At 51.2% G+C, this 26,357-nt stretch carries 23 protein-coding genes; 17 read left to right on the top strand and 6 right to left on the bottom strand.

Annotation, left to right across the window (positions count from 1 at the left end):
- Position 1: 1 nt before the first annotated feature.
- Entirely contained in the window at positions 2-1,174 is a 1,173-nt protein-coding gene (locus Q5911_RS00745) for a SpoIIE family protein phosphatase (protein ID WP_303180185.1), read from the top strand.
- A gap of 77 nt (positions 1,175-1,251) precedes the next feature.
- Here the strand turns inward: Q5911_RS00745 and aroA are convergent, their stop codons facing one another.
- Entirely contained in the window at positions 1,252-2,607 is a 1,356-nt protein-coding gene (gene aroA / locus Q5911_RS00740; RefSeq protein WP_303180183.1) for a 3-phosphoshikimate 1-carboxyvinyltransferase, read from the bottom strand.
- Complete coding sequence (locus Q5911_RS00735) at positions 2,594-3,697, bottom strand: prephenate dehydrogenase (protein WP_226394745.1); 1,104 nt, start codon at positions 3,695-3,697, stop codon at positions 2,594-2,596. Before Q5911_RS00735 ends, aroA begins: the two co-directional genes overlap by 14 nt.
- 215 nt (positions 3,698-3,912) lie before the next feature.
- Here Q5911_RS00735 and Q5911_RS00730 point away from each other — a divergent pair, with 215 nt between their 5' ends.
- From Q5911_RS00730 to Q5911_RS00705, 6 genes are all read left to right on the top strand, one after another.
- Positions 3,913-5,988: an elongation factor G gene (locus Q5911_RS00730; RefSeq protein ID WP_076776470.1), complete on the top strand. Its 2,076-nt coding sequence runs from the start codon at positions 3,913-3,915 to the stop codon at positions 5,986-5,988.
- Between the two features lie 234 nt (positions 5,989-6,222).
- Entirely contained in the window at positions 6,223-7,584 is a 1,362-nt protein-coding gene (trkA, locus tag Q5911_RS00725) for a Trk system potassium transporter TrkA (RefSeq protein ID WP_303180180.1), read from the top strand.
- A gap of 12 nt (positions 7,585-7,596) precedes the next feature.
- On the top strand, positions 7,597-9,039 hold the full coding sequence (locus tag Q5911_RS00720) for a TrkH family potassium uptake protein (protein ID WP_303180179.1): 1,443 nt from the start codon (positions 7,597-7,599) through the stop codon (positions 9,037-9,039).
- A 21-nt stretch (positions 9,040-9,060) separates the two neighbouring features.
- Entirely contained in the window at positions 9,061-10,659 is a 1,599-nt protein-coding gene (locus Q5911_RS00715; protein WP_076776480.1) for a signal peptidase II, read from the top strand.
- Between the two features lie 46 nt (positions 10,660-10,705).
- The gene (locus Q5911_RS00710) at positions 10,706-11,638 is read left to right on the top strand and encodes an AEC family transporter (RefSeq protein ID WP_303180176.1); all 933 of its coding nucleotides are present in this window, start codon (positions 10,706-10,708) and stop codon (positions 11,636-11,638) included.
- 45 nt (positions 11,639-11,683) lie between these two features.
- Complete coding sequence (locus Q5911_RS00705; RefSeq protein WP_226394740.1) at positions 11,684-13,312, top strand: Na/Pi cotransporter family protein; 1,629 nt, start codon at positions 11,684-11,686, stop codon at positions 13,310-13,312.
- A gap of 96 nt (positions 13,313-13,408) precedes the next feature.
- Here the strand turns inward: Q5911_RS00705 and Q5911_RS00700 are convergent, their stop codons facing one another.
- Both Q5911_RS00700 and Q5911_RS00695 read right to left on the bottom strand, forming a co-directional pair.
- Positions 13,409-13,831, bottom strand: coding sequence for a hypothetical protein (locus tag Q5911_RS00700; protein ID WP_303180174.1), 423 nt, complete (start codon positions 13,829-13,831; stop codon positions 13,409-13,411).
- Positions 13,832-13,985: 154 nt separating this feature from the next.
- A complete protein-coding gene (locus Q5911_RS00695; protein WP_303180172.1) occupies positions 13,986-15,389 on the bottom strand; it encodes an alanine/glycine:cation symporter family protein in 1,404 nt (467 codons plus the stop codon).
- Between the two features lie 304 nt (positions 15,390-15,693).
- Here Q5911_RS00695 and leuS point away from each other — a divergent pair, with 304 nt between their 5' ends.
- The 9 genes from leuS to Q5911_RS14765 all read left to right on the top strand — a co-directional run bounded on the left by leuS (position 15,694) and on the right by Q5911_RS14765 (position 23,637).
- A complete protein-coding gene (gene leuS / locus Q5911_RS00690) occupies positions 15,694-18,120 on the top strand; it encodes a leucine--tRNA ligase (RefSeq protein ID WP_303180171.1) in 2,427 nt (808 codons plus the stop codon).
- Positions 18,121-18,293: 173 nt separating this feature from the next.
- A complete protein-coding gene (locus Q5911_RS00685) occupies positions 18,294-18,932 on the top strand; it encodes a hypothetical protein (RefSeq protein ID WP_303180169.1) in 639 nt (212 codons plus the stop codon).
- Between the two features lie 20 nt (positions 18,933-18,952).
- The gene (locus Q5911_RS00680) at positions 18,953-19,552 is read left to right on the top strand and encodes a DNA-3-methyladenine glycosylase I (RefSeq protein WP_303180167.1); all 600 of its coding nucleotides are present in this window, start codon (positions 18,953-18,955) and stop codon (positions 19,550-19,552) included.
- Between the two features lie 61 nt (positions 19,553-19,613).
- The gene (locus tag Q5911_RS00675; RefSeq protein ID WP_303180165.1) at positions 19,614-20,270 is read left to right on the top strand and encodes a nucleotidyltransferase domain-containing protein; all 657 of its coding nucleotides are present in this window, start codon (positions 19,614-19,616) and stop codon (positions 20,268-20,270) included.
- Positions 20,271-20,283: 13 nt separating this feature from the next.
- Complete coding sequence (locus Q5911_RS00670) at positions 20,284-20,661, top strand: DUF6483 family protein (RefSeq protein ID WP_303180163.1); 378 nt, start codon at positions 20,284-20,286, stop codon at positions 20,659-20,661.
- A 4-nt stretch (positions 20,662-20,665) separates the two neighbouring features.
- Positions 20,666-21,166 carry an adenylate kinase gene (locus Q5911_RS00665; protein ID WP_303180161.1) on the top strand — a complete coding sequence of 167 codons (501 nt, stop codon included), beginning with the start codon at positions 20,666-20,668 and terminating at the stop codon, positions 21,164-21,166.
- 35 nt (positions 21,167-21,201) lie between these two features.
- Positions 21,202-21,975 carry a carbon-nitrogen hydrolase family protein gene (locus tag Q5911_RS00660; protein ID WP_303180159.1) on the top strand — a complete coding sequence of 258 codons (774 nt, stop codon included), beginning with the start codon at positions 21,202-21,204 and terminating at the stop codon, positions 21,973-21,975.
- Positions 21,976-21,988: 13 nt separating this feature from the next.
- Positions 21,989-22,636, top strand: a complete 648-nt coding sequence (locus Q5911_RS00655; RefSeq protein ID WP_303180157.1) for a flavin reductase family protein — start codon at positions 21,989-21,991, stop codon at positions 22,634-22,636.
- A gap of 14 nt (positions 22,637-22,650) precedes the next feature.
- Positions 22,651-23,637 carry a pyridoxamine 5'-phosphate oxidase family protein gene (locus Q5911_RS14765; RefSeq protein WP_331591268.1) on the top strand — a complete coding sequence of 329 codons (987 nt, stop codon included), beginning with the start codon at positions 22,651-22,653 and terminating at the stop codon, positions 23,635-23,637.
- Here the strand turns inward: Q5911_RS14765 and Q5911_RS00640 are convergent.
- Positions 23,543-24,028 (bottom strand): methyltransferase, encoded by a 486-nt coding sequence (locus Q5911_RS00640; protein WP_303180155.1) that lies wholly within the window; start codon positions 24,026-24,028, stop codon positions 23,543-23,545. The genes Q5911_RS14765 and Q5911_RS00640 overlap by 95 nt on opposite strands.
- Before the next feature lie 71 nt (positions 24,029-24,099).
- On the bottom strand, positions 24,100-25,413 hold the full coding sequence (locus Q5911_RS00635; protein ID WP_303180153.1) for an MFS transporter: 1,314 nt from the start codon (positions 25,411-25,413) through the stop codon (positions 24,100-24,102).
- A gap of 428 nt (positions 25,414-25,841) precedes the next feature.
- Between Q5911_RS00635 and Q5911_RS00630 the strand changes: the two genes are divergently transcribed.
- Positions 25,842-26,351, top strand: coding sequence for a GNAT family N-acetyltransferase (locus Q5911_RS00630; RefSeq protein ID WP_303180151.1), 510 nt, complete (start codon positions 25,842-25,844; stop codon positions 26,349-26,351).
- The last annotated feature ends 6 nt before the right edge of the window (positions 26,352-26,357 follow it).

Here is a 26,357-nt window from a genome sequence, read left to right as displayed (position 1 = left end):
TATGAGCGTTTGTGTGGATATTGCATGGAAAAGCCTGAATAAGCATAACGAAGAGCTGTGCGGCGACAAGGTGGAGGTGCTGCATACAGAGGACTCGGACATTGTGATCCTGGCAGACGGCATGGGAAGCGGCGTCAAGGCCAATATTCTGGCCACGCTCACTTCCAAGATCCTGGGGACCATGTTCTTAAATGGGGCGGAGATCGAGTCCTGCGTGGAGACTATTGCCCGGACGCTGCCTATCTGCCAGGTGAGGAAAGTGGCCTACGCCACCTTCAGCATCCTGCAGATCTCCCATGACGGAAGCGCCTATCTTGTGGAATTTGACAACCCCTCCTGCGTGTTTGTGCGGGACCGGCAGATTGTGGATTATCCATATGAAGAGCGTTTCATTGAGGGTAAAAAGATACGGGAATACAGGTTCCAGGTACAGATCAATGACTGTTTTGTCCTTATGAGCGACGGCGTGATCTACGCCGGGGTGGGAGAGCTCCTTAATTTTGGCTGGACATGGAAGGACATGGCCCAGTATACTCTGAAATGCACAAAGGAGACGCTCTCCGCCTCCCGGCTTGCGGCCATGCTGTCCCAGGCCTGCTATGACCTCTACGGGGAAAAGCCGGGGGATGACACTACGGTGGCAGTAGTCAGAGTCATCGAGAGGAGGGTGGTAAATATATTTACAGGGCCGCCCACTGACAAGGAGGACGATGAGCAGCTGGTCAGCGACTTTATGAAGTGTGAGGGGAAAAAGGTGGTCTGCGGCGGAACCAGCGCCAATATCGCGGCCCGCGTGCTGAAAAAAGAGATCGTCACATCTGTGAACTACGCCGATCCATCCGTCCCGCCCACAGCCTCTATCGAGGGGCTGGACCTTGTGACAGAGGGCGTGCTGACTCTTGGGAAAGCACTGGGCATTCTGAGAAAATATGAACAGGATGAATTTGACGAAGAGTTTTTCAACGAGCTGGATGCCGACAACGGGGCTTCCAAGCTGGCCAAGCTTCTCATCGAAGAGTGCACAGACCTGAATCTCTTTGTGGGAAAAGCCCTGAACCCAGCGCACCAGAACTCCAACCTTCCCTTTGACCTAAGCGTCAGGATGAACCTGGTGGAGCAGCTTAAGGACTGCGCAGAGAAGCTGGGGAAGACTGTAAAAGTCAAATATTACTAGACAATTGAAACAATGGTACACCAATAATGTTAATTGCGGACGTAATACTTTTTAAAAGTATTACGTCCGCAATTGCGTTAGTTGAAATAATCATAGAACCCTGGGAATGAAATGTCTACACAATTGGCGCCCCTGATCCGGCTCTCGCCGTCGGCGGCGAGAGCCGCCACGGCGAAGGACATGGCAATGCGGTGGTCCAGATGGCTATCGATCACAGCGCCGTGGAGGGGCGAACCGCCCCGGATGATCATGCCGTCGGCTGTGGGAGTGACATCTCCGCCCATGGCCAGCAGATTTTCGGTGACTGTGACGATGCGGTCGCTCTCTTTGACTTTCAGCTCTGCTGCGTCCCGGATCACTGTGGTTCCCTCTGCAAAAGCAGCCAGGACAGCAGCCATGGGGAGCTCATCTATGAGGGTGGGGATGAGACTGCCCTCTATGGTGACACCGTGCAGGGAGCTGTGCCGCACAAGCAGATCCGCGGAGGGCTCCCCGCCGGTCGTCCTTTCATTGAGAAGCGTGATGTCTCCGCCCATGTCCCGGCAGACGGACAGGAAGCCGGCCCGGGTGGGATTGATGCCCACATTTCTGATAAGCAGGCTGGAGCCGGGCACAATGAGCGCTGCGGCGATAAAGTAGGCCGCAGAGGAGATGTCCCCGGGCACCACAATGTCCTGAGCGTACAGCTCCCGGCAGGGGCGGATGGAGGCATTAGCTGTGCCGTCCTCATTTATAATAGAAGAAACATCTGCGCCAAATCCCCTTAGCATCAGCTCCGTGTGGTCCCTGGAGAGGGAAGGCTCGGTCACGGAAGTGGGGGAGTCGGCAAAGAGACCTGCCAGAAGGATAGCTGATTTCACCTGGGCGGAGGCCACCTTTGTGCGGTAATGGATGCCATGCAGCTGCCCCGGCCTGATGGACAGAGGTGCGCAGCCGTTGCCGTGGACACTGCGGATATGGGCGCCCATCTGGGTCAGGGGCTCCAGGATCCGGTTCATGGGGCGGGTGTTTAAAGAAACATCGCCGGAGAGCAGAGAGGGGAAATCCTGGCCTGCCAGAATGCCGGAGATCAGTCTTGTGGTGGTGCCGCTGTTGCCTGTATCCAGCACCGCTTCCTGCAGATCCCCGTCCGGCCCGCCAGTTTTTTGCGCATTGCCGGCGCCCGGACAGACGCCAAGCCCATGCATCCCCTTACCGTGGACAGCCACCTGGCCCTCGGCAGCGTTTACATCGATCTGTACGCCCAGACGCCGGAAGCAGTCAATGGTGGAGAGGCAATCCCCTCCCATGAGGAAATTTTGGATCCGGGTAGTGCCCTTGGCAATGGCCCCCAGCATGACTGCCCGGTGGGAGATGGATTTGTCCCCGGGAACCTGGATTTCTCCGGTGAGAGGCTGCCGGGCAGGATAGATGATCTTACTACTGTCTTTCATAGACGATATACCTGTATTTCTGCAGAAGCTGCGCCGCCTTCCTGGAGGAGGCATCGTCGTAGAACTCGATCCGCAGAACCCCTTCTTCAAATTCTCTGTTGTGCACGATCCCTATATTTTTAATGTTGATATTGTTGGAGGCAAGGATAGTGGCAATAGTGGCAATCCCGCCCGCCTCATCGATAATGTCACAGTACACGGCAAACACTTTCTTGATGGGGCCGGAGGAGCCGCCGGGAATGGAATTGCGGTAATTTCTGGAGCTGTCAAAAAGCTGGTACAGCGCCTGGGCATCCCCCTCTGACACGGCCTCCTCTGCCTCCTGGAGCATGTGGATATAGCGCTCCAGAATAAGGGCAATATTCTCCTTGTTGTTCAGACAGATATGCTGCCACATGGTGGGGGAGGAGGAGGCGATCCGTGTGATGTCCTTGAATCCCCCCGCCGCCAGCTGTTTCATCAGCTCATCCTTTGTGTCCGTGTCCCGCACCAGGCATACAAGGCTGGCGGCGATGATGTGGGGCAGATGGCTGATGGTGCCGGTGATCTGATCATGCTGCCGGTAGTCCAGCACAACGGGGAGGGCCCGCAGACTTTCGATAAATGTCTCAAAAGCCGACACCTTTTCCGGGGCCACTTCCTCCGTGGGGGTAAGAATATAGTAGGCGTTCTCAATGAGCATGGCCTTTGAGTTGGAGTAGCCGCTTTTCTCGGATCCGGCCATGGGGTGGCCGCCGATGAAATATTTTCCAAGTCCCATCCGTTCCACTTCCCTGTGGATGCTCGTCTTTACGCTGCCCACATCTGTCAGGATGCAGTCCTCGCCGAGAAACTGGGAAACCTGTTTCAGATAGGCGTTGTTGTAGGACACAGGGGCGCACAGGAAAATGTAGCTGCAGCCCCGGAAGCTGTCGTCAATGTGTGTGGCCGCCACATCGATGACCGACTCCTGTGTGGCCAGCGCCAGTGTTTCCTTATTCTTGTCAAAAGCTGTGATAGTGTAGTCGGGATAGTACTGGCGGATGGCTTTTGCGATGGAGCCGCCGATGAGTCCCAGCCCGATAAATCCGATTTTCTTTTTCTGATCCATGATTTGTTAAGTTCCTCTCTGTAAGCTGCAGGCGCACTGTTTTGCAGAACATATTCCTTATATAAATGCGACTGTTTGATGAAAATTTTACTACGATTGACAGAAGTTGTCAAAATAGTATTGAATTTGTAAAATATGCATGAAATAGTTGTAAAATCAGAAAATTTTTAGTACAATATACCCATGAGATTTTACAAACGCAAGGAGGCAGCTATATGAAGGTTTACAGAACGGACGAAATCAGAAACGTGGTCCTTTTGGGACATGGGGGAAGCGGAAAGACAAGCCTTGTGGAGGCTATGGCTTACGTCTCCGGTGCTATCAGCCGTATGGGAAAAGTGGCGGATGGCAACACCATCAGCGATTTTGATAAAGAGGAGCAGAAACGTAAATTTTCGATCAGTACGACACTGGTGCCCATCGAGTGGGAGAAAGCCAAGATCAATGTTCTGGACACGCCGGGATATTTTGATTTTGTGGGCGAAGTAGAGGAGGCCGTCAGCGCGGCGGACGCGGCCGTCATCGTGGTTTCCGGTAAAGCCGGTGTGGAAGTGGGAACAGAGAAGGCATGGGAACTGTGCGACAAGTACAATCTGCCCCGTATGGTGTACGTGACAGAGATGGACGTGGACGATGCCAGCTTCCGCGAGGTTGTGCAGCAGCTGACAGAACGCTACGGCAAAGTGATCGCGCCCCATTTCCAGCCCATCCGTGAAAATGAGAAACTGGTAGGCTATGTCAATGTCATCAAGAATGCAGGACGCCGCTACACAGGCATCGGTCAGAGAGAAGAGTGCGAGATCCCGGATTACTGCAAGCCCAATCTGGAGATTTACAGAGAAAAACTTCTGGAGGCTGTGGCAGAGACAAGCGAGGAGTTCATGGAGCGGTACTTTGCAGGAGAGGAGTTCTCTGTGGAGGAGATCCGCGCAGCCATGCGTACAGAGGTTATGGACGGAGATATCGTTCCGGTGGCTATGGGCTCCAACATCCAGGCCCAGGGCGTTGCCAACCTTCTGTCTGACATCGTCCGCTTCTTCCCCAGCCCGGACTGCAGAAAATGTGCCGGTCTGAACAGGACGACAAACGAGATCTTTGAGGCAGACTACAATTTCTCCGCTGCAAAGAGCGCTTACGTGTTCAAGACCATGGTAGATCCATTTATTGGAAAATATTCCTTCATCAAAGTATGCTCCGGCGTGCTGAAGGGTGATGACACACTCTACAACACTGCTTCAGATACAGAAGTGAAGCTGGGTAAGATCTACACGATGAACGGTAACAAGCCTGTGGAAGTGAGCGAAATGTTTGCAGGTGATATCGGCGCCATCGCAAAGCTGCCGAACACCCAGACAGGAGACACTCTGTCTGCCAAGACGACACAGGTTGTGTACAGCAAGACAGACTACTCCAAACCCTATACATATATGAAATATGTAGTGAAGAATAAAGGGGATGAGGATAAAGTATCCCAGGCTCTCCAGAGGATGATGGCCGAGGATGTGACACTGAAGGCTGTCAATGACAGTGAGAACCGCCAAAGCCTCCTCTACGGAATGGGCGACCAGCATCTGGAGATCGCGGCCAGCAAGCTTCTTTCCAGATACAAATGTGAGATTCTTCTGGAGACTCCGAAGGTAGCCTTCCGCGAGACGATCCGGAAGAAATCCGATGTGGATTCCAAGTACAAGAAGCAGACAGGCGGCCACGGCCAGTATGGTCATGTAAAGATGCGCTTTGAGCCGTCAGGAGATCTGGAAACGCCATATGTATTCGCAGAGGAAGTTGTGGGAGGGGCTGTGCCAAAGAACTACTTCCCGGCAGTGGAGAAAGGACTTCAGGAGTCCGTGCAAAAGGGACCTCTGGCCGGATACCCGGTTGTGGGTGTCAAGGCCGTGCTCTACGATGGCTCCTACCATCCGGTAGACTCCTCTGAGATGGCATTCAAGACAGCCACCATCCAGGCATTCAAGAAAGGCTTTATGGAGGCAGACCCGATCCTTCTTGAGCCCATCGCTTCTGTGAAAGTGAACGTGCCGGACGACTATACAGGAGATATCATGGGTGACCTGAACAAGAGAAGAGGACGGGTGCTTGGCATGACCCCGGTGAGCGGCGGACGCCAGATCATCGAGGCGGATGTGCCTATGACAGGCATGTTTGGCTACTGCACCACACTTCGCTCCATGACAGGCGGAAGAGGAACATATGAGTATACCTTTGCCCGCTATGAGCAGGCTCCTCACGATGTGCAGGAAGAAGAAATTGCCAAGAGAGCTGCAGAGGATTAGAAGGAAAAGCCTGCTGATCTATAGACATTCTTCCGCAAACTCATAGATAAAAAAGCGGGTGTGAAAATAGCACAAAAATCGGCTGCGGCGGCATACATTTTTTTGTGATGTATGCCGCCGTTTTCATGTCCTTTTCTGTATTGCGGTTCAGATATAAAAGTGCTATAATCCTGTTGCTGTATATCAAAAGATACAGAGGTTCTAAAGAGAATATGGAAAAAGAGGTATAAAAAGGTGAAGATAGTTATCATTGGCGACGGAAAGGTGGGGCATAAGCTTTGTGCCCAGTTGTCAGAAGAGGATTATGATATCGTATTGATCGACCAGAACGCGGGAAAGCTGAAAGAAGCGCTGAATCGGATGGATATTTTTTGTATTACCGGTGACGGGGCCAACGTGGAGGTACAGAAGGAAGCGGACGTTCCTCACGCAGATCTGGTTATCGCCTGCGCATCCACAGACGAGCTCAATATGCTGAGCTGCCTGCTGGCAAAAAGACTGGGTGCAAAACATACCATTGCCAGGGTGAGAAACCCTGTCTATTACCGTCAGATCGGACTGTTAAAGGACGATCTTCATCTGAGCATGGCAGTCAACCCGGAGCTGGCCGTGTCCCACGAGATCGCCAGGGTGCTCCTGTTCCCGGACACAAGCAAAGTGGAGACATTTGTAAAGGGCAGAGTGGAGCTTGTGGAGTTTGGTATCCGGCCGGACAGCAGACTGAAAGACCTGTCCCTTGCCGAGATTTATCGCAGGTTTCAGATCCGTATCCTTGTCTGTGCAGTGAGACGTGGGAAGGAAGTCTTTATTCCAAACGGAGATACGATCCTTCGGGAGGGAGACAGGATCCATATCGCTGCTACCCACAGGGAGCTGGAAAATTTCTTTAATGCACTGGGAAAGAGGACTGGGAAAGTCCGCAATGTCCTGATCTGCGGAGGAGGCGGAGTCAGCTACTATCTGGCGCACCAGCTTCAGCACAGCAGGATGCACGTGAAGATCATAGAGAAGGACTACGCAAGATGTGAGAAGCTGACAGAGCTTTTGCCGGAGGCTACCATCATTCACGGGGATGCCACGGACCATGACCTTCTGATCGAGGAAGGCATTGAGAGTGCAGACGCCCTCATTGCGCTCACCGGCATGGATGAGGAGAATATCATCATGGCCCTGTTTGCCAAGACGCAGAATGTGCCTAAGATCGTTGCCAAGGTCAACGAGGATTCCAGAGCACAGATGGTGGAGGGACTGGGCATTGACAGCATTGTGTCAGCCAAGAGCGTGACGGCAGACGCGATCCTGAGCTACGTGCGTGCCAGAAGGAAATCCATCAAGAGTGCCAATGTAGAGACACTGTACCGACTGGTGGAGGGCAAGGTGGAAGCCCTTGAGTTCCTGATCCGCCAGGAGTGTGAATACACAGATATTCCGCTGAAGGATCTGCCCATAAAACCGGAGTACCTGATCGCCTGTATCGGACGAAAAGGCAGCATCGTCATTCCCGGCGGAGATGACTGCATCCAGGTGGGCGACAGTGTCGTGATCGTCACGACTGAGCGCGGGACAGAAGACTTACGAGAGATGTTTCGCAGATAGAGGTAGACAGACATGAATAAAAAAATGATTGTACATATACTGGGAAAAATGATGGGGGTGGAAGCGCTTCTGCTTCTGCTCCCGGCTTTTGTGGGATGGATTTACGGCGAGAGCTGTGCCATCTGGTTTGTTGTCACGGCAGCCATCCTTTTTGTTTTTTTCCTTCTGACAGGCCTTAAGAAGCCGGGGACTCCCGGACTTTATGGAAAGGACGGACTTTTTATCGTTTCCTCGGCATGGATCCTCTGGTCTCTGTTCGGTGCCCTTCCCTTTTTCCTGTCCGGCTCCATTCCGAACTACATGGATGCCTTTTTTGAGACCGTGTCCGGATTTACAACGACAGGTTCTTCCATCCTACAGGATGTGGAAGTCCTGCCCCACTGTATGGCATTTTGGAGAAGCTTTACTCACTGGGTGGGAGGCATGGGCGTGCTTGTCTTTGTCATGGTGCTGACTAATCTGGATAAGCAGAGTTCCATCCACCTGATGCGTGCGGAAGTGCCCGGACCGGAGAAGGATAAGCTGGTGCCCAAAGCAAGGGAGACAGCCCAGATCCTCTACGGTATGTATTTTGTGCTGACAGTGATACTTGTCGTGCTTCTGATGGCAGGAGGCATGAATCTGTTCGACTCTCTGGTCCACGCCTTCGGAACTGCGGGAACCGGCGGATTCTCAAACTATGCAGCCAGTGTGGGCCATTTTGACAGCGCCTACCTGGATGGGGTGATCACCGTGTTTATGATCCTCTTTGGCATTAACTTTAATCTTTATTTTTTCCTGGCTATCAGGGAATTTAAACTGGCCATCACTAATGAGGAGCTGCGTGCCTACCTGATCATCATCGGCGCGGCCATTGCTGCTATCACAGCCAATATTTACCATGTATATGGATCTGTGCTGGAGGCATTCCGTTACGCAGCCTTTCAGGTGGCGTCCATTATTACCACCACAGGATACGCTACGGCGGACTATAACCTGTGGCCGGTATTTTCCAAATGTGTGCTGGTGGCCCTTATGATCGTGGGAGCCTGCGCCTCCTCCACCGGCGGCGGGATCAAGGTGTCACGCCTTCTGATCGCTCTGAAGAGCATTGGAAAGGAAGTCAAACAGATGGCCCATCCCAAGTCCGTCAACGTGGTGCGCTTAAGCGGCAAAAAGCTGGGTGAGGACACGATCCACAATGTGTATATCTATCTGATGGCCTATGCAATCCTCGCCATTGTTTCTGTGCTGCTGGTATCTATAGACAATTTTGATTTTGAGACCACAGTGGGTTCTGTGCTGACAACCATCGGCAACGTGGGACCGGGACTTGGCCTGACAGGGCCGGTGGGAAGCTTTGCGGACTACTCCATGTTCTCAAAATTTGTATTTTGTATTGATATGTTGGCCGGAAGGCTTGAAATATTCCCCTTTTTGATGTTATTCTCATATATGTGGAGAAAGAAATTCTAACTCCCTCAAAAAGGAGGAATTATGAAAAAGAGTAAAAAGATCATTTTGGGTATTGTGCTGGTGCTTCTTGCATGTCTCTACTATTATATTGCGCTTCCGGCATTCAATATCCATTCTTCGGACACCTGGTTTTTCCTTCTCTTCCTGCTTGTTGTCATTGCTGTTGTTTACGGTGCAAGAAAACGGCTGGGAAGAGGGGAGATCAGACAGTCCCGTCCTATGAAGATCTTCCTCGGGCTGATCCTTGGGGTCGGCATCGTGTATCTTGTCGGTACGCTTCTCTCTTCCCCTGTCATTAACGCAAAGAAATACCAGAAGCTTATGACAGTGGAGGAAGGAGATTTCACTGAAGATATAGAGGAACTGTCTTTTGACCAGATCCCGCTTCTTGATAAGGACTCGGCAGCGATCCTTGGCGACAGGAAAATGGGAAGTATGGTGGATATGGTCTCCCAGTTTGAGGCGGATGACATTTACAGTCAGATCAATTATCAGGATCGTCCGGTCAGAGTTACCCCCCTTAAGTACGCCAGTCCCATCAAGTGGCTGACCAACCAGTCGGAAGGCATCCCGGCCTACATTCTCATCGACATGGCCAGCCAGAACACAGAGCTTGTGAAGCTGGACGAGGGCATAAAGTATTCCACAAGTGAATACTTCAACCGGAATATCCACCGGCACCTCAGATTTGCCCACCCTACGTATATCTATGGGGAATTGAGTTTTGAGATTGACGAGGATGGGGTTCCCTACTGGATCGCCCCGGTGAAAAAATTTAATATTGGCCTGTTCGGCGGAGAGACTGTGGGAAAAGTGGTTCTCTGCAATGCCGTGACGGGAGAGACGACCACCTACGATGTGGAGGACGCCCCCCAGTGGATCGACCGGGTATACTCGGCAGATCTTCTGGTGGAACTTTTTGATTATTATGGTACACTGCAGCATGGTTTCCTGAACAGTGTACTGAGCCAGAGAGACTGCCTGCAGACAACAGAAGGCTACAATTATCTTGCCCTGGACGACGACGTGTGGATGTACACAGGCGTGACATCTGTCAACGGCGATCAGTCCAATGTGGGATTTGTCCTTGCCAACCAGAGGACGATGGAGACCAAATACTACGAGGTGGAGGGCGCCACTGAGGCTGCGGCCATGGGCTCGGCGGAAGGGCAGGTACAGAACCTGAAGTACCAGGCAACATTTCCTCTGCTTCTGAATATTGCTGACGAGCCCACTTACTTTATAGCGCTGAAGGATGACGCTGGCCTTGTGAAAAAATACGCCATGGTAAATGTGCAGAAATACCAGATCGTAGCTGTCGGCGACAGCGTCAGCCAGTGCCAGGAAAATTACCGGGAGCTTCTTGTGAGCAATGGCATTAAAGCTGAGGCGGAGGCTGAGGTGGCTGAGAAAATGACAGTCACCGGCGTGATCACCAGGATGGCAGAGGCTGTTGTGGAGGGAAATTCCCACTACTATGTGCTGGTGGAGGGCTCCGACGAGATCTTTGATGTGTCCGTGGCGGACTGCCTGGATATTATCCGCTATGAGGAGGGGCAGAGTATCACTCTGGAATATCAGGAGGGATCTGCGGTTAACAAAGTCACATCTATAAAGTAGCAGAAAGGTTTTTTGCATAAAGGAGAAGTAAGATGAGAGAGATGCCATGGAGATAAGTGTACTGCTGGCAGAGCAGATCACCGTTCTTTTTCTCATGGGACTGGTGGGTTTTCTGGCAGTAAAGGCAGGGAAATTTAAAGAAGAGGACAGCAGGATCATTTCAAACGCAGTCGTATATATCTGTTCCCCTTGTGTCATTATAAACGCGTTTCAGATCACATTTACGCCGGACAAGCTCAAGGGGCTCCTGCTGGCAGGAGGAGCCGCTGCCCTTGTACACATTATACTGATTGGCGGAGGAAAACTTCTCTCGGGTCCGCTGCATCTGAACGGCATCGAGAAGGCTTCGGTTGAGTACAGTAACGCCGGGAACCTGATCGTGCCCCTGGTGTCGTCTGTTCTGGGAGAAGAGTGGGTTTTTTACACAACAGCCTATATTATCGTGCAGACAGTTCTTATCTGGACCCACGGACAGTCTGTGATCCGCCAGGGACAGGAAAAAGACTACAGAAAAATACTTCTCAATCCAAATATTATCGCTATTGCAGTGGGGTTTATCCTCTTTGCCACAGGCATACATCTGCCCTCGGTTGTGGGGCAGTGTATCAGCGGTTTCGGGGATATGATCGGACCGGCCAGTATGCTGGTGGTTGGTATGATCATCGGAAATGTGAACCTGGGATGGGTGTTCCGGCAGAAGAGACCGTATCTCATCTGCTTTATACGGCTTGTACTCTTCCCGGTGATCACCATACTTATCTTTGCCCTCAGCGGGGCAGAGCGCCTGCATCCAGATGCAGAATATATTCTGATGGTGGTGCTGTTGGCTACAAGCGCGCCGGTGGCGGTCATGGTGACCCAGCTTGCCCAGATCCACGGAAGAGACGCCAGATACGCAAGCGTGATCAACGTCATGTCCGTGATCTTCTGTATTGTTACGATGCCTCTGATGGTGCTTCTATACGAAGCAGTCATCTGACAGGCTCAGTATAAAAAGTGAAAAAACAAAGGATGGAAAAAAGAAATGGGAATTACAGAGGTTTTGCAGTTACTAGGGGGACTTGCCCTGTTTCTGTACGGTATGCAGATGATGAGTACCGGACTGGAGACAGCGGCGGGAAACAAAATGAAGACGATCCTGGAGAAGCTGACATCCAACCGTATTATGGGAGTCATTGCCGGAGCTGTGATCACAGCAGTGATCCAGTCCTCCTCAGCCACTACAGTCATGGTGGTGGGATTTGTTAATTCAGGACTTATGACACTTCAGCAGGCAGTCTGGGTGATCATGGGAGCCAACATCGGTACCACCATCACAGGACAGCTTATCGCTCTTGACATTGGAGTCCTTGCACCGTTGCTTGCGTTTATAGGTGTAGCCTGCATCATGTTCGTAAAGAAGGAGAAAGTAAAGCATATCAGCGAGGTCATTGCAGGTTTCGGTGTGCTCTTCATCGGTATGGATATGATGGGAAGCGCCATGGTGCCCCTGCAGAGCTCCGAGGTATTTATCAACTTCATGACCAGCCTGTCCAATCCGCTGGCCGGTATTGCTATTGGAGCGATCTTTACGGCGATTATCCAGTCCTCTTCTGCGTCCGTGGGTATTCTGCAGGCGCTGGCTATGGCAGGACTGGTGCCGCTTCACAGTGCAGTCTTTATCCTGTTTGGACAGAATATCGGTACATGTATCACAGCTGTGCTGGCATCTATTGGTACAAAGACAAACGCAAAGCGCACCACGATCATTCACCTGATGTTCAATATTATTGGATCTGTTCTGTTTACGATCATTTCGATCGCCACACCGTTTGTGGATATTATGGCGACAACAGCACCAGGGAACCCGGCGGCCCAGATTGCAAATGTGCATACAACCTTTAACATTGTGACAACGATTCTGCTTCTGCCGTTTGGTACATACATGGCAAAGCTGGCGACAAAGATCCTGCCGGAGAGCGAGAAAGAAAAAGAAGAAGTCAAGCATCTCAAGTACATTACTCCTTTTGAGACCAGCTACCAGGTAGGTCAGACTGCTATCATGCAGGCCCAGGTAGAGCAGGAAGTAGACCGTATGACAGATATGGTAAGAAAAAATATTGAGGACAGTTTTGAGGCGCTTCTTTCATCTGATATCGGTAAAAGTGAAGAGATCGATGACAGAGAAGAGTATATCGATTATCTCAATGTGGAGATATCAAGATATATTGTGCATGTTATGTCCTCGGAGACAGGCAGCCAGGATCTGGTAAATATCAGCGGCTACTATACAGTGGTCAGCAACCTTGAGCGTATCGGGGATCATGCCATGAATATCGCCGGATATGCAGCAAATCTGAAAAAGTGGAAACAGACGTTTTCAGAGGAGGCTCTCGGTGAGATCGGCAGAATGCGGGATATGTGTCTGAAGACCATTGATGATATCCGTGATTTTACACAGGGCAGAAAAGATAAAATCCTGGAAAAGACAGCGAAAAATGAGCAGAAGATCGATGATATGAGAGATGATTACAGAGAGAAGCAGGTGGCGCGTATGCAGAAGGGCACCTGCCAGGCAGATACAGGCATCATCTACTCCGAGATTCTGACAGACTTCGAGCGTATCGGCGACCATGCCCTGAATATCGCGCAGAAATACAATGAGATAGCATAACAGTAAAGATATAAAAACAGAAAAAAGCTTCGGTTCAGTTTCACAACTGTTCCGAAGCTTTTTTAGTGGTTTGTTCAGAATAAATTCCCCGGCCTTTTAGTTTAATACTTTGCAGTCGGTAAGATCTACATCTGAAAGCTCGCTCTTGTCTGCGCTGATGCTCACATAGAAGTCGATGCCGCACTGTGCGGAGATCCCTTTCAGACGCTCTATAAATTTAGGCATATCCTCGGCCTTGATGTGGTCTCTCTTGAGAATGCCGTCAATGAAGATGCACTCTACATCGTGGTTGGCGCTGTACATGCCGTACAGGAAACCTATGTACTCGTCAATGTTCTTGATAGCCTCATAATCATCCATACATACAACGCGAATGTCGAATGTCACGCTGCTTGTGTCACGGTGGCTGTTTTTGATAAAAACTACGTTGCCGTTACATGCCTTTGCCTGCTGATTTGCAAGCTCGATCATCTGCTGGGTCTTGCCGCTGCCTTTTGGTCCTGTCAATAAATTTACCATGGGAAACACTCCTTTTTTTATGTATTTGACATACGTATTTTTCTTAACATTTATTATACATGAATTTAATCAGATACACAATATAAATATTTGTATAGATGACAGAGAAAAAAACCCCGGATTTCACACGGCTGTAAAATCCGGGGTTTTGTCTTTAGTTCCAGAAATCTGTCTTGTCCTTCAGCTGAATGTCAGCAGCCTTAAAGACAGGATTTTTTCCTTCTTTTTTCTGCTTGGCATAATCTCTGAGACAGCGGATGGCTGGCTTGCCAAGTATGATGATGACAGGCAGGTTGATAAGTGCAAGGAAGCCCATGATTACGTCTGCCGTGGCCCATGCAACGGAGAACTCCATGAGGGCGCCGCCAAATACAACGACAGTAGCAAAAAGGCGGAAAACAGTCAGCAGTTTTTTGCCTGGTTTCTTGTCACACAGATAGCCAAGTCCCATCTCTGCATAGAAGTAGTTCCCGATCAGTGTAGTAAAGGCAAACAGGAACAGAGCCACCGTGACGAAGACTGTGCCAAAACTTCCCATAGACTCTGCAGCCGCGGCCTGTACCCAGGGCATACCTTTCAGAGCATCGCTGGGCGCAACACCGGAGCAAAGAAGCATGAAGGATGTGGCGGAACAGATGAGGATTGTATCAATAAATACGGACAGCATCTGCACAAGTCCCTGCTTTACAGGGTGAGATACAGAGGCGCTGGCTGCCGCGTTGGGAGCAGAACCAACACCGGCCTCGTTGGAGAACAGTCCCCTCTTGATACCCTGCATGATACAGGATCCGGTAAATCCGCCGAAGATGGCCTGAAAGTCAAATGCGCTGCTGAAGATGGAAATGAACATCTGCGGGATCAGATTAAAATGGGTTATTACGATAAACAGCGCAACTGCCAGGTAGAAAATTCCCATTACCGGAACCAGAACGCCTGTGATCTTTGAGATCTGTGTGCTTCCGCCGAAGATACAGATACAGAAGATGACTGCCAGGATGACGCCGATGATCACCGGTGTGCTGGACTCGTTAAAGAAGCTGTACGTTCTGAAGGAGTCAGTAATGTTGAAAGATGCCACCATGTTGAAACCAACCATGTAGGTGAGGATCAGGAACACAGCAAATACTCCGCCCAGCCAACGCTTTTTCAGAGCAGCCTGGATGTAGTAGGCGGGTCCTCCGTAGCAGGTGCCGTCCTGTGCTTTTCTTTTGTAGATCTGTGCCAGAGTACTCTCGATGAATGCAGATGCACTCCCCAGGATGGCTGTCAGCCACATCCAGAATACTGCGCCCGGGCCGCCGATGCAGATGGCGGTGGAGATACCTGCAATATTTCCCGTACCTACTCGTGAAGCGGTAGAAACCATCAGAGCCTGGAAGGAGGAAAGTCCGTCGTCATTGTCCTTTGGCTCCATAACAACGCGAATGGATTCGCGCAGCATGCGAAACTGTACACCTTTTGTTCTGATTGTAAAATAGATGCCTGTCCCAAGAAGCAGCACGATCAGAATGTAGGAGTATAACAGGTCGCTCAAGGTGTTGATAATCTGTGCAAACATGTTTGCCCCTCTCTTTCTTTTGTTTTATTTTTTTATATTTATGTGGTGAAAATAAAGTCGGATATCTGCCGGAATAGCCTGGAATACAGACGAATGCAGATCTGACGGCAGACCACTATATCATATCGCAATTCCCTATAGTTTGTCCAGATAAAAATAGTATGAAATGCAACTTATATGTTTCTGTACTAAGAAAATACAGAGTGAAATCTGGAAAATCCGGGCTGAAAACTTGACAGACGGGCTTCCTATGGTAAAATTAGAAATAGTGTACATTTACGCAAATTATTAGGAGGAATGAACAATGGCAGTACCTTATAATCATAAGGCGATCGAGAAGAAGTGGCGGGAAAACTGGGAAAAGAACCCGGTGAATACCAAAGAAGATAAGAACGGCAATAAGCGTGAAAAATATTACTGTCTGGACATGTTCCCGTATCCTTCCGGAAACGGGCTCCATGTAGGACATTGGAGAGGATATGTGATCTCTGACGTGTGGAGCAGATACAAACTGCTGCAGGGATACTATATCATCCATCCCATGGGATGGGATGCTTTTGGTCTTCCGGCTGAGAACTATGCCATCAAGATGGGGGTGCACCCGGCAAAGTCCACAGCTGAGAACATCAGGCGCATCAAGGAGCAGATCAACCAGATTGCGGCTCTCTACGACTGGGATCTGGAGGTCAATACGACAGACCCGAACTATTACAAGTGGACACAGTGGATCTTTGTGAAAATGTTCAAAGCAGGCCTGGCATATGAAAAGGAATTTCCCATCAACTGGTGCCCATCCTGTAAGACAGGACTTGCAAACGAGGAAGTTGTCAACGGAAAATGTGAGCGCTGCGGTACAGAGGTGACCAAGAAGAACCTCCGCCAGTGGATGCTGAAGATCACAGCCTACGCAGAGCGTCTCTTAAATGATCTGGACAAACTGGACTGGCCGGAGAAAGTAAAGAAGATGCAGACAGACTGGATCGGCAAATCCTACGGCGCTGAGGTGGACTTCCCGGTAGAAGGCAGAGAGGAGAAGATCACAGTCTACACCACCCGTCCCGACACGCTGCACGGCGCCACCTTCATGGTGCTGGCGCCGGAGCATGAGCTGGCGGCCTCTCTGGCTACACCGGAGAATAAAGAGGCTGTGGAAAGATATATCTACGAGGCTTCCATGAAATCCAATGTGGACCGTATGCAGGACAAGGAAAAGACAGGTGTGTTCACAGGAACCTATGCCATCAATCCGCTGAACGGTGCGAAAGTGCCGATCTGGCTCTCTGACTATGTACTGGCAGATTACGGTACCGGAGCCATCATGTGTGTGCCTGCACACGATGACCGTGACTTTGAGTTTGCGAAGAAATTTGATATTCCGATCATCCAGGTTATCTCAAAGGATGGAAAAGAGATTGAGAATATGACAGAGGCCTACACAGAAGCGTCCGGAGTCATGATCAACTCCGGCGAGTGGAACGGCATGGAGTCCTCCGTGCTGAAGAAGGAAGGTCCCCACATTATAGAAGAAAAAGGTATCGGACGTGCCACAGTGAACTACAAGCTGCGCGACTGGGTATTCTCCCGCCAGCGCTACTGGGGTGAGCCCATCCCTATCGTACACTGCCCGGACTGCGGCGCTGTGCCTGTACCGGAGGAAGAGCTTCCGTTGCAGCTGCCGGATGTGGAGTCCTATGAGCCCACAGGAACAGGCGAGTCACCGCTGGCAGCCATCGACGAGTGGGTGAACTGCAAGTGTCCGGTCTGCGGAAAACCGGCCAAGAGAGAGACAAACACCATGCCCCAGTGGGCAGGATCTTCCTGGTATTTCCTCCGCTATGTGGACAACCACAATGACAAGGAGCTGGTTTCCAGGGAGAAGGCAGACGCCCTCCTGCCGGTGGATATGTATATCGGCGGCGTGGAGCACGCGGTGCTTCACCTTCTGTACTCCAGATTTTATACAAAATTCCTCTGTGACATCGGAGTGATCGACTTTGACGAGCCCTTTACCAAGCTGTTCAACCAGGGTATGATCACTGGAAAGAACGGCATCAAGATGAGCAAATCCAAGGGAAATGTCGTCTCCCCGGACGACCTTGTCCGCGACTACGGTTGCGACTCCCTGCGTATGTACGAGCTCTTCGTGGGGCCGCCGGAGCTGGATGCAGAGTGGGATGACAGAGGGATTGACGGTGTGTACCGTTTCCTCAAGAAAGTCTGGAACCTGCTTCAGGACAGCAAGGAGAAAGACATCAAGGCCACAAAAGATATGCTCAAGGAGCGCCACAGACTGGTTTACGACGTGACCACACGTCTGGAGAACTTCAGCCTGAACACGGTCATCTCCGCATTTATGGAGCACACCAACAGCCTGGCCGCCATCGCCAAGAAAGAGGGCGGCGTGGACAAGGAGACCCTGGAGACTATGGCAGTGCTTCTGGCGCCCTTCGCACCTCACATGGCAGAGGAGATGTGGGAGGAGCTGGGCCACACAGAGACTGTCTTCCACGCAGGATGGCCGAGCTATGACGAGGAAGCCATGAAGGACGACGAGGTAGAGATCGCTGTCCAGGTCAACGGCAAGACAAGGGCAGTTGTGGCTCTTCCTGCTGATGTATCCAAAGAGGACGCTATTGCAAAAGGAAAGGAAGCTGTCCAGGATAAACTGACCGGAAACATTGTGAAAGAGATCTATGTGCCGGGCAGGATCATCAATATTGTAGTAAAATAGTGACATAGACGATAGAAATTTAGTCAGAGGCAGCCGCCGGCGGGCTCTTAAGGGAGCGGGCAGGGCGGCTGTCTTTTTGCGCCTTTTAGAGAAGAGACTGTATCTGCGGAAAAAGAGAGAAAAAAGCAGCCATGTGTATTATAATAGGAGTAAGATAGAGGGAGGTTGACAGGATGTTTTTGAGCGAAAAGGAATACGGGCATGCAGTTGCTGTCCTGTCCGGCAAAGTGGAGAAAACGCCCTTTTTTGCCGAGGTGGAGCAGTGGTTTAAAAATGCGTTCAGACTGCAGCTCTACGACTATTACTGTGACTGCACCAATGGGGGCCTTCCCCGGGTTCGTCTGCTCCTCTGGGATCGGGGCTGCGCCGGGAAGATGAAGAGGGGAGCAGAGTTTGATGAGAAAAAACAGAGGCGCATAGCCGGGGAATTTGCCAATCTGTGCAGAAAATATGACGTGCACCCAGATTACCACAGACCGCAGGATGTTTTTGTTTGTTATGATACATTAAAAGATGAGATGCAAAAGAGAGTGCTTCGGCAATGCGCCGGGGAACTGAAAGCGCTGGAGATCCCTGATATATGGCGGGTGGAGATTATCTTTGACAGGGTGCATATTTTTTTCGTGACAGATGAGCAGGAGGCCCTGCACCGCCGGGATGGCGTGTGCGGCAGTGTGAAAAGAGAAGTGGAGGAGATCGTAAAACAAAAGGACGTATTTGGAGCTTTTGAGGACGGGGTGCAGTGTGTGTTCACAAGCCGACAGACTTTGGATGAAAAATATGATGGAAAGATGTTCTATTACACAAGATAGCCGATAAGGAGGTTGGATCATTGGAGAGATGTAAGTGGTGCATGTGCAACGAAAAGATGATCCGGTATCACGATGAGGAGTGGGGTGTTCCCCTGTATGATGACCGGAAACAGTTTGAGTTCCTGATGATGGAGGTCATGCAGTGCGGCCTGAACTGGAATATGATGATACAGAAACGGGAGATTTTTCAGCAGTGCTTTGACGGGTTTGACTTTGATAAAGTGTCAGCCTACGGAGAGGAGGATGTGAGCCGGATCATGGAGACGGAGGGGATGATCCGCTCAGAGAGAAAGATCCGTGCTGTCATACACAATGCCCGGTGCTTCCAGAAGATCCGGGAGGAGGCGGGCTCTTTCAGCGACTACCTGTGGAGTTTCACAGGAGGAAAAACCTATGTCTATCCGGCGCACCAGACAGAGGGGATGCCGGCCAGCAATGACTTGTCGGATCGGATCAGCCGGGATTTGAAAAGGAGAGGGCTGAAATACATGGGATCTATCACCGTGTATTCCCACTTGCAGGCATGCGGGATGATTAATGATCACCAGAGAGACTGCTTCCGGTATGAGGAGCTGCTGAAGCTGGCGGATGTGGAGGAGAGAGAAGAAAAAGAACAGTAAGCGAGGGCAGATCTAATTTTCCTGTGGATGAGAGATATAGAAGGAAAGTGAGGAGGAAAACATGCTTGAGATAGAGAGCTGGACAGAACATTTTATACAGGTATTAAGGGAAACTTTTGGAGAGCGGATCTGGTTTGCGGGCCTTCAGGGAAGCCGGGGGCGGGGAGAGGAGTCTGAAGGAAGCGATATTGACCTGGTGGTAATCCTGGATGAACTCACAACCGGCGACATACGGACTTATGATAAGATGCTGGATGGGCTGCCGGACAGAGAGCTTGTCTGTGGATTTCTCTCCGGGAAAGCAGAACTTTTTAAATGGGAACCGTCAGATCTTTTCCAGTTCTATTATGACACAAGGCCGATTGTGGGGAGTCTGGATGAGCTGCTGGAGCGGATTGACGAAGAAGCGGTGCGCCGGGCAGTCAGGCTGGGAGTGTGCAATATTTACCACGGCTGCATACACAACATGCTGTACGACAGGCAGGAGGAGATCCTGAAAGGACTGTACAAGTCGGCATCATTTGTGGTGCAGGCCATCTGTTTTATGGAGACAGGGAGATATATCAGAAAACAGAAGAATCTCCTTGACATAGCCGGGGAAGAAGAACAGAATATTGTCAAAACATTTCTGGAGCTGAAGGCAGGCGGAAAGACAGAGTTTGAAGAGATGTCGGACAGGCTGCTTCTGTGGGCGCAGGGGTGGATCAACAGACTGTAAGGAGGATGGGCAGATGATTGAAGACAAAGACTATATTATGCGGCTGACGCATGAAATTGCGCGCACACTGATCAAACTGATCTTTAACAGGGACATTGACAAAGAGGATGAGACCCCTGTTTCTCTGGAGAGGCTGCAGCAGTTTAAAAAGCTGACCGTCATGATAGACGACGGTCAGATCAACGAGGCGGAAAACCAGCTCCTGGACGAGCTGGACCCGGACAGTCAGTCCTACTTTGAGATGGCTTTGCTCTTCTATGAGAAGCTGGGATGCAAGGGCGAGGAGTTTCTGGAAGAGCACGGCTTTACCCAGGATGAGGTGATGGACGGGCTGCAGTATATTGTGGATTATTATGGATACGGGGACCTGTGGGACCCGGTGAGCAGGTGAGAAGATGGAAAAAGTGCTTGTGATTGGATGCCCCGGCGCGGGGAAAAGTACCTTTGCCCGGAAGCTGCGGGACAGGACATCGCTGCCTTTGTATTACCTGGATATGATCTGGCACAGGGCTGACGGCACCAACATTTCCAGGGAAGCGTTTGTCAGGCAGGTAAGTGAGATTGTAGGCAGAGAACAGTGGATCATAGACGGCAACTATTTGAATTCCCTGGAAATGAGGCTTCAGGAGTGCGACACAGTATTTCTTCTGGACTATCCCCTGGAACTGTGTCTGGCCGGAGCCAAAGAGCGTATTGGAGAAAAGCGGGAAGACCTGCCCTGGATCGAGACGGAGTTTGACCAAGAGTTCCGCCGGTGGATCGTTGATTTTCCGAAGGAGCAGCTTCCCCGGATCTACCGGATGCTGGAAAAGTACAGCGACAACAGAGAACTCTTTGTTTTCAGGAAAAGAGAGGATGCGGAGGCGTATCTGGCTTTGCTGGAACAGAGGAAATAGAGGAAAATGAGCAGGGAAACGAAAGGAAAAAGGTTATGGATCTTTTGAGGATAGCCCTTCTTCAGATTGCCCCCTGCGGTTCTCTGGAGGGGAATCTGAAAAAGGGAGTGGAATACTGTAAAAAAGCAAAAGAGATGGGAGCCCACATTGCTCTGCTTCCGGAGATGTGGAGCTGCGGCTATGATATATGCAGAAGACCTTTTGAAGAGTGGAAGAAGGAGGGGGTCCCGGCGGACAGCTCCTTTGTTCGGACGTTTGGGGGGGGGCTGGCCAGAGAGCTTTCCATGGCAATCGGCATTACCTTCCTTGAAAAGTGTGGGGAGGGATGTCGAAACACACTGGTTTTATGTGACTGGAAGGGGAAAAGAGTACTTACCTATGCAAAAGTGCATACCTGTGAGTTCGGGGAAGAGGCGGACCTGATGCTGAAGGGTGCGGAGATCATTCTCGTGCCCAATGCCTGTCCCATGGAGATCAACCGGCTCTCCCAGCTTCGGGCCAGAGCTTTTGAGAATATGACAGCCATCTGTACCTGCAATTACCCGGGCACGGTGCCGGATTGCAATGGCGGCTCCAATGTCTTTGACGGAGTGGCCTATCTGCCGGATCTTCCGGGCTCCAGAGACATGTGCATCCTGCAGGCCGGGGCGGAGGAAGGCGTCTTCCTGGCTGACATAGACCTGTCCATGCTCCGCAGATACAGAGAGAGTGAGGTCCACGGGAACGCCTACCGGCGCCCGGAGAAGTACGGTCTTCTGACGGGAAGAGACATTGAGGAACCCTTTGTCAGGAGTGACCACAAGAGATAGGAGGATACAGAACATGAAGATTGAGATAGGAAAAGAGTTCCCCGGATATTTCAAATCCCTTTACCCGGAGGAGTTCCAGCTTTTTTCCCACTTTGAGACGACCGCCGCCGTCCCCGGCGCACTCTTTGCCATCACTACGTGGAAGGAGAACGGGAAGCCTAATGTGTGCCTCCATAGCTGGAGCTGCTTTCACGGGGACAAGACCGCCTTTTTTGCGGTCATGGGCAATCTGTACCAGCATACTCACACCTACGCCAACATCCTGCGGGAGAAATGCTTCTGCGTCAATTTCCTGCCCATCAGCTGCTACGGCAGGCTGACAGAGACCATTTTCCATAACGACTACGACAGCGATGAGTTTCAGACAGGAGATTTCATTCTGGAGGAGGCCAGGACCATCCATGCCCCGGTGATCCGGGAGGCGTTTTTGACTATGGAGTGCACTCTGCGGGACGTCCAGGACTTAAGCGGCGCCGGCATGGCCGCCATGGTCATCGGAGAGGTACAGCACATGTCCGTGGAGGAGGACTATGCCCAGGGCTATGCGAAAAGATACGGGAAGGAGGGCTTTATGATGCTTGTGCCCTCGCCCCAGGACCTTGTCACCGGGGAGCCGGATCTGTCGGCCATCGGGACGGTGAAGATTGAGAAATACGATTGAAGAGGAGAGAAAACGTGGAACAGACAGTTGCTGTAAACGGAACAGAGTACACCATCCTTAAGCTCCTGGGAAAAGGGAAGGGCGGCTATTCTTACCTGGCCCTTGCGGGAGGAAGATACGTGGTATTAAAGCAGATACACCATGAGCCCTGCGATTACTACCAGTTCGGGGATAAGCTGGAGGCGGAGCTGCGGGACTATGAAAGACTGAGAAATGTGGGAATCCCCATGCCAGAGCTGCTGGATGTGGACCGGGGGAAGGAGCGGATCGTCAAGGAGTTCATAGAGGGAGAGACCGTGTATGACCTCGTGTTAAGAGACAGACTGCCGGAAACCTGCGCGGAGCAGGTCAGGGACATGTGCCGCTGCCTCGGCCCGGCAGGACTCAACATCGATTATTTTCCCACCAACTTTATCTTGCGGGAGGGAGTCTTATATTATATTGATTACGAGTGCAACGACTATATGGAGGAATGGGATTTTGAACACTGGGGCGTCCGGTACTGGTCCGGGACGCCGGAGTTTTGGCAGTATGCCAGGGACCACGAAAATGAGTTCCAAAGGCAGCAGCGCTCTTTCTGGGAAGTCTTTGGCGAAGCGAAGAAAATGGTGCTCTCCACTGCTGCGGGGGACAGAGTTTCCTCCAGGATGATGAGCGTTATCCAGATGGAGGGGCTTCTGTATTTTCAGACAGACAGGGCCTTCCTCAAATACAGACAGCTTGCAGAGAATAAGAACGCAGCTCTTTGCATGGACAACATACAGATCGAGGGCATCTGCAGGGAGCTGGGGCATCCCATGGAAAATGAGAGATTTGCCGGGCTGTACGGAAAACATTTTCCCGGTTCCTTTGAGCGGTATTCCGGCCTGAAAAATGAGAGGTTGTTTGTCATGAGCCCGGTCTTCATCAAGAGATGGATCTACCGGGATGGGCTGCCCTTTGAAGAGGTGTTTGAAGCGGAAGGAGAGAGGTATTCCCTGACGGAATATAAGGGGGAGTGAGAGGGGAGCTGGTCAGCAGCGCTATCCCAAGAAAGCAGACAAAGTAGGAGACATACATGGGGTTGCGGGAAAAGCGGCAAATGCCGTCAGTGTTGAGTCCGCTTTTATCCGGCGAGGAGAAGGCCTTTACTGTGAACAGACAGAGGAGCAGCCCCAGAAGGTAGCAGATGAGCCCGACAAGAAAGAGTGGAGACAGCTTCGGTTTTACCGTGAGAAAGAAGGGATAGAGGATAACCCCTGCGTTTGTCAACTGATATATGTAATAAGCTGTTTTTTCGTTTCCCTTCAGGGGCGCAAACATGGCTGCCCTCTGCAGGGAGGTCCTGTCGAGAACTGCCAGGACGGCAAATCTGATAAAGAAAAAGGGAAGCAGCAGTATAAATCCGTTCATTTTCTTTCCTCCTGAAAATGTTACAGGCGCAGACCGAGAAGTCTGCACCTGCACATTTTATTGATGTAAATTTAATCGTTTCTTTTGCCCTCCAGCTTCCAGATATGTCCATCTCTCTGGAAATACAGGCATACCAGGATGCCCGCAAATGCGATCACAAAGAACAGAAAGGCTGCGCCTGACCCCTTTCCTGTGCCAAACAGGAGAGACGGGATGCTGCCCTTATCCTGGTCTGCCATAAAGGGCTCAAAGACCTGGTCTACGAGAACGCCGCCCAGCAGATAGCCCACGGGTATGGTGAAAAACTGCAGAGTATTTCTTGCGGAGTAGACCCGCCCCTGCATCTCCACAGGAATGTGGGTGCGGAAGAGGGCGTCCATGTTGGTGTTCATGACCGGGATAAATAGCCAGCCAAGGATGGCTCCCAGACACCATACAGGAGTGCCCCGGCCAAGAGCCAGCAGAAAGTTTTCCGTGCTCATGGAAAAGAGGAGGGAGAGGCAGATGGCTCCGACCCGGCTCTTTGGGGCTGGCAGGAAGGTGGCGATGACACTGCCGGTTACATTTGCCAGGCCCGTACAGGTGGACACCAGTGCCAGTGCAGCCTGGCTTCCTCCGTCTCTGGAGAGTAGCATAGCGGGGAGGGCGGCGTTGTACACAGAAGCCACCAGATTGATGCAGGCCAGAAAGAGGATAAGATCCAGGATGCCCCGGTTCTCTCTCAGGTAGCGGAGCCCCTGGCCGGCGGTCTGCAGCACAGACGCCTGTTCAGTGTTCCGCTTGGACAGGTCCTGCTCCGGGAGCTTCACAAAGAAGGCCAGGGAGAGGAAAGCTGCCGTGAAGGTGAGAAGATCAAAGGCGATCACTGTGTAAATGCCAAAAGCCGATAGAAGAGCTGTGGCGAAAACCGGTGACAGTATGGTCACAAGGGAGTTGGAAAAGGCCCGCATCCCCGCTGCTTTCTGGTATTGTTCTCTGGGAGTTAAAAGGCTCACGGCCACGTCTGAAGCAGGCTGCTGCAGCGTATTTCCGAGGCCGTTCAGGGCATTGATCACATACAGATGCCAGAGCTTCAGCTGTCCAGTCACAAGAAGGACCAGGACAGACAGAGTGCACAGAGCCGCAAAGCTGTCGCACACCAGCATGGTGCGCTTTTTGTTCCACCGGTCGCTTAAGGCCCCCGCGAAAATGCTCAGAAGCACATAGGGGGCATAGGAACACACAGTCATAAGGGAGGAGGCAAGGGCCGATCCCTCCTGCTGGTAGGCCCATATGACAAGTGCATAGCTTGTCATGGAGCTGCCAAGGGCAGAGAAGCCCTGGGTTGCCCAGAGAATGATAAAGGTGTGTAATCCGTTAAATAATGTATTCAGTTTTTGTATCATGACTTTGCTCCTTTTCCTTATGATAAAACAGATCAAAAGTGCAAAGCCTTTCTTTCCGGACGGAAGTTATCCTATTTGAAGCAAGCTCCGTGTCAGTCCCGCCCGGGATCAGACTCTGCACGGAGCATGAGCAATACAAAGCCTCATGTCGGAGCTCCTTTCTGATAAGAGGTGTATATAGTTTCGATTATCTGTCTATTATATCGGAAACCCGGTCTGATGGCAACAGTGGCTTTGGGCAGATTTTTGTGGTAAAATCCTGGAAGGAGGACAGATATGAAGCAGATATTTGAGTACGATGAGATCATTCACGAAGTGCCGGACAAAGGCGGTGCGTACGTGATCTTTCCCTGGGATATCAGAGAGGTGTTCGGGAAAGGGCGCTGGTGACAGAATACACATTAAAATTGAGGAGAGAGAAGAGTAAGATGAAGATCAGACAGGAAACACCAAAAGATTACGAAGAAGTATATGAACTGATCAGGGAGGCGTTTGCATCCGCTGAACATGCGGATGGAAACGAGCAGGATCTGGTGGAGGCGCTTAGAAAAGGAGATGCCTTTATACCGGAGCTTTCCCTTGTGGCGGAAGAAGACGGCCGGCTGGCAGGGCATATTCTTTTTACAAAGGCACAGGTGGGGGAGGCAGAGGTGCTGGCCCTGGCGCCACTGTCAGTGCGTCCTGCTTTTCAGAGACAGGGTGTGGGGACAGCTCTGATCGAGGAGGGCCACCGGATCGCCAGAAAGATGGGATATGCCTACTCCATTGTGCTGGGGAGTGACAGCTATTATCCAAGGACAGGTTACAGAGAGGCTGTACATTTTGGCGTGGAAGTGCCGGATGGGATCCCTTCTGCCAATTTTATGGCAGTACGCCTGCGGGAAGACGCGCGGCCTCTTGGCGGACAGATAATTTACGCAGAAGAATTTGGGATGTGACTGTAT

The organism is Lachnoclostridium phocaeense (genome assembly GCF_959599685.1).
In the GTDB taxonomy this organism is placed as follows: Bacteria; Bacillota; Clostridia; order Lachnospirales; family Lachnospiraceae; genus Claveliimonas; species Claveliimonas monacensis.
The sequence above is the reverse complement of the archived record's forward strand: the minus strand, read 5'-3'. Positions and strand labels throughout refer to the sequence as shown.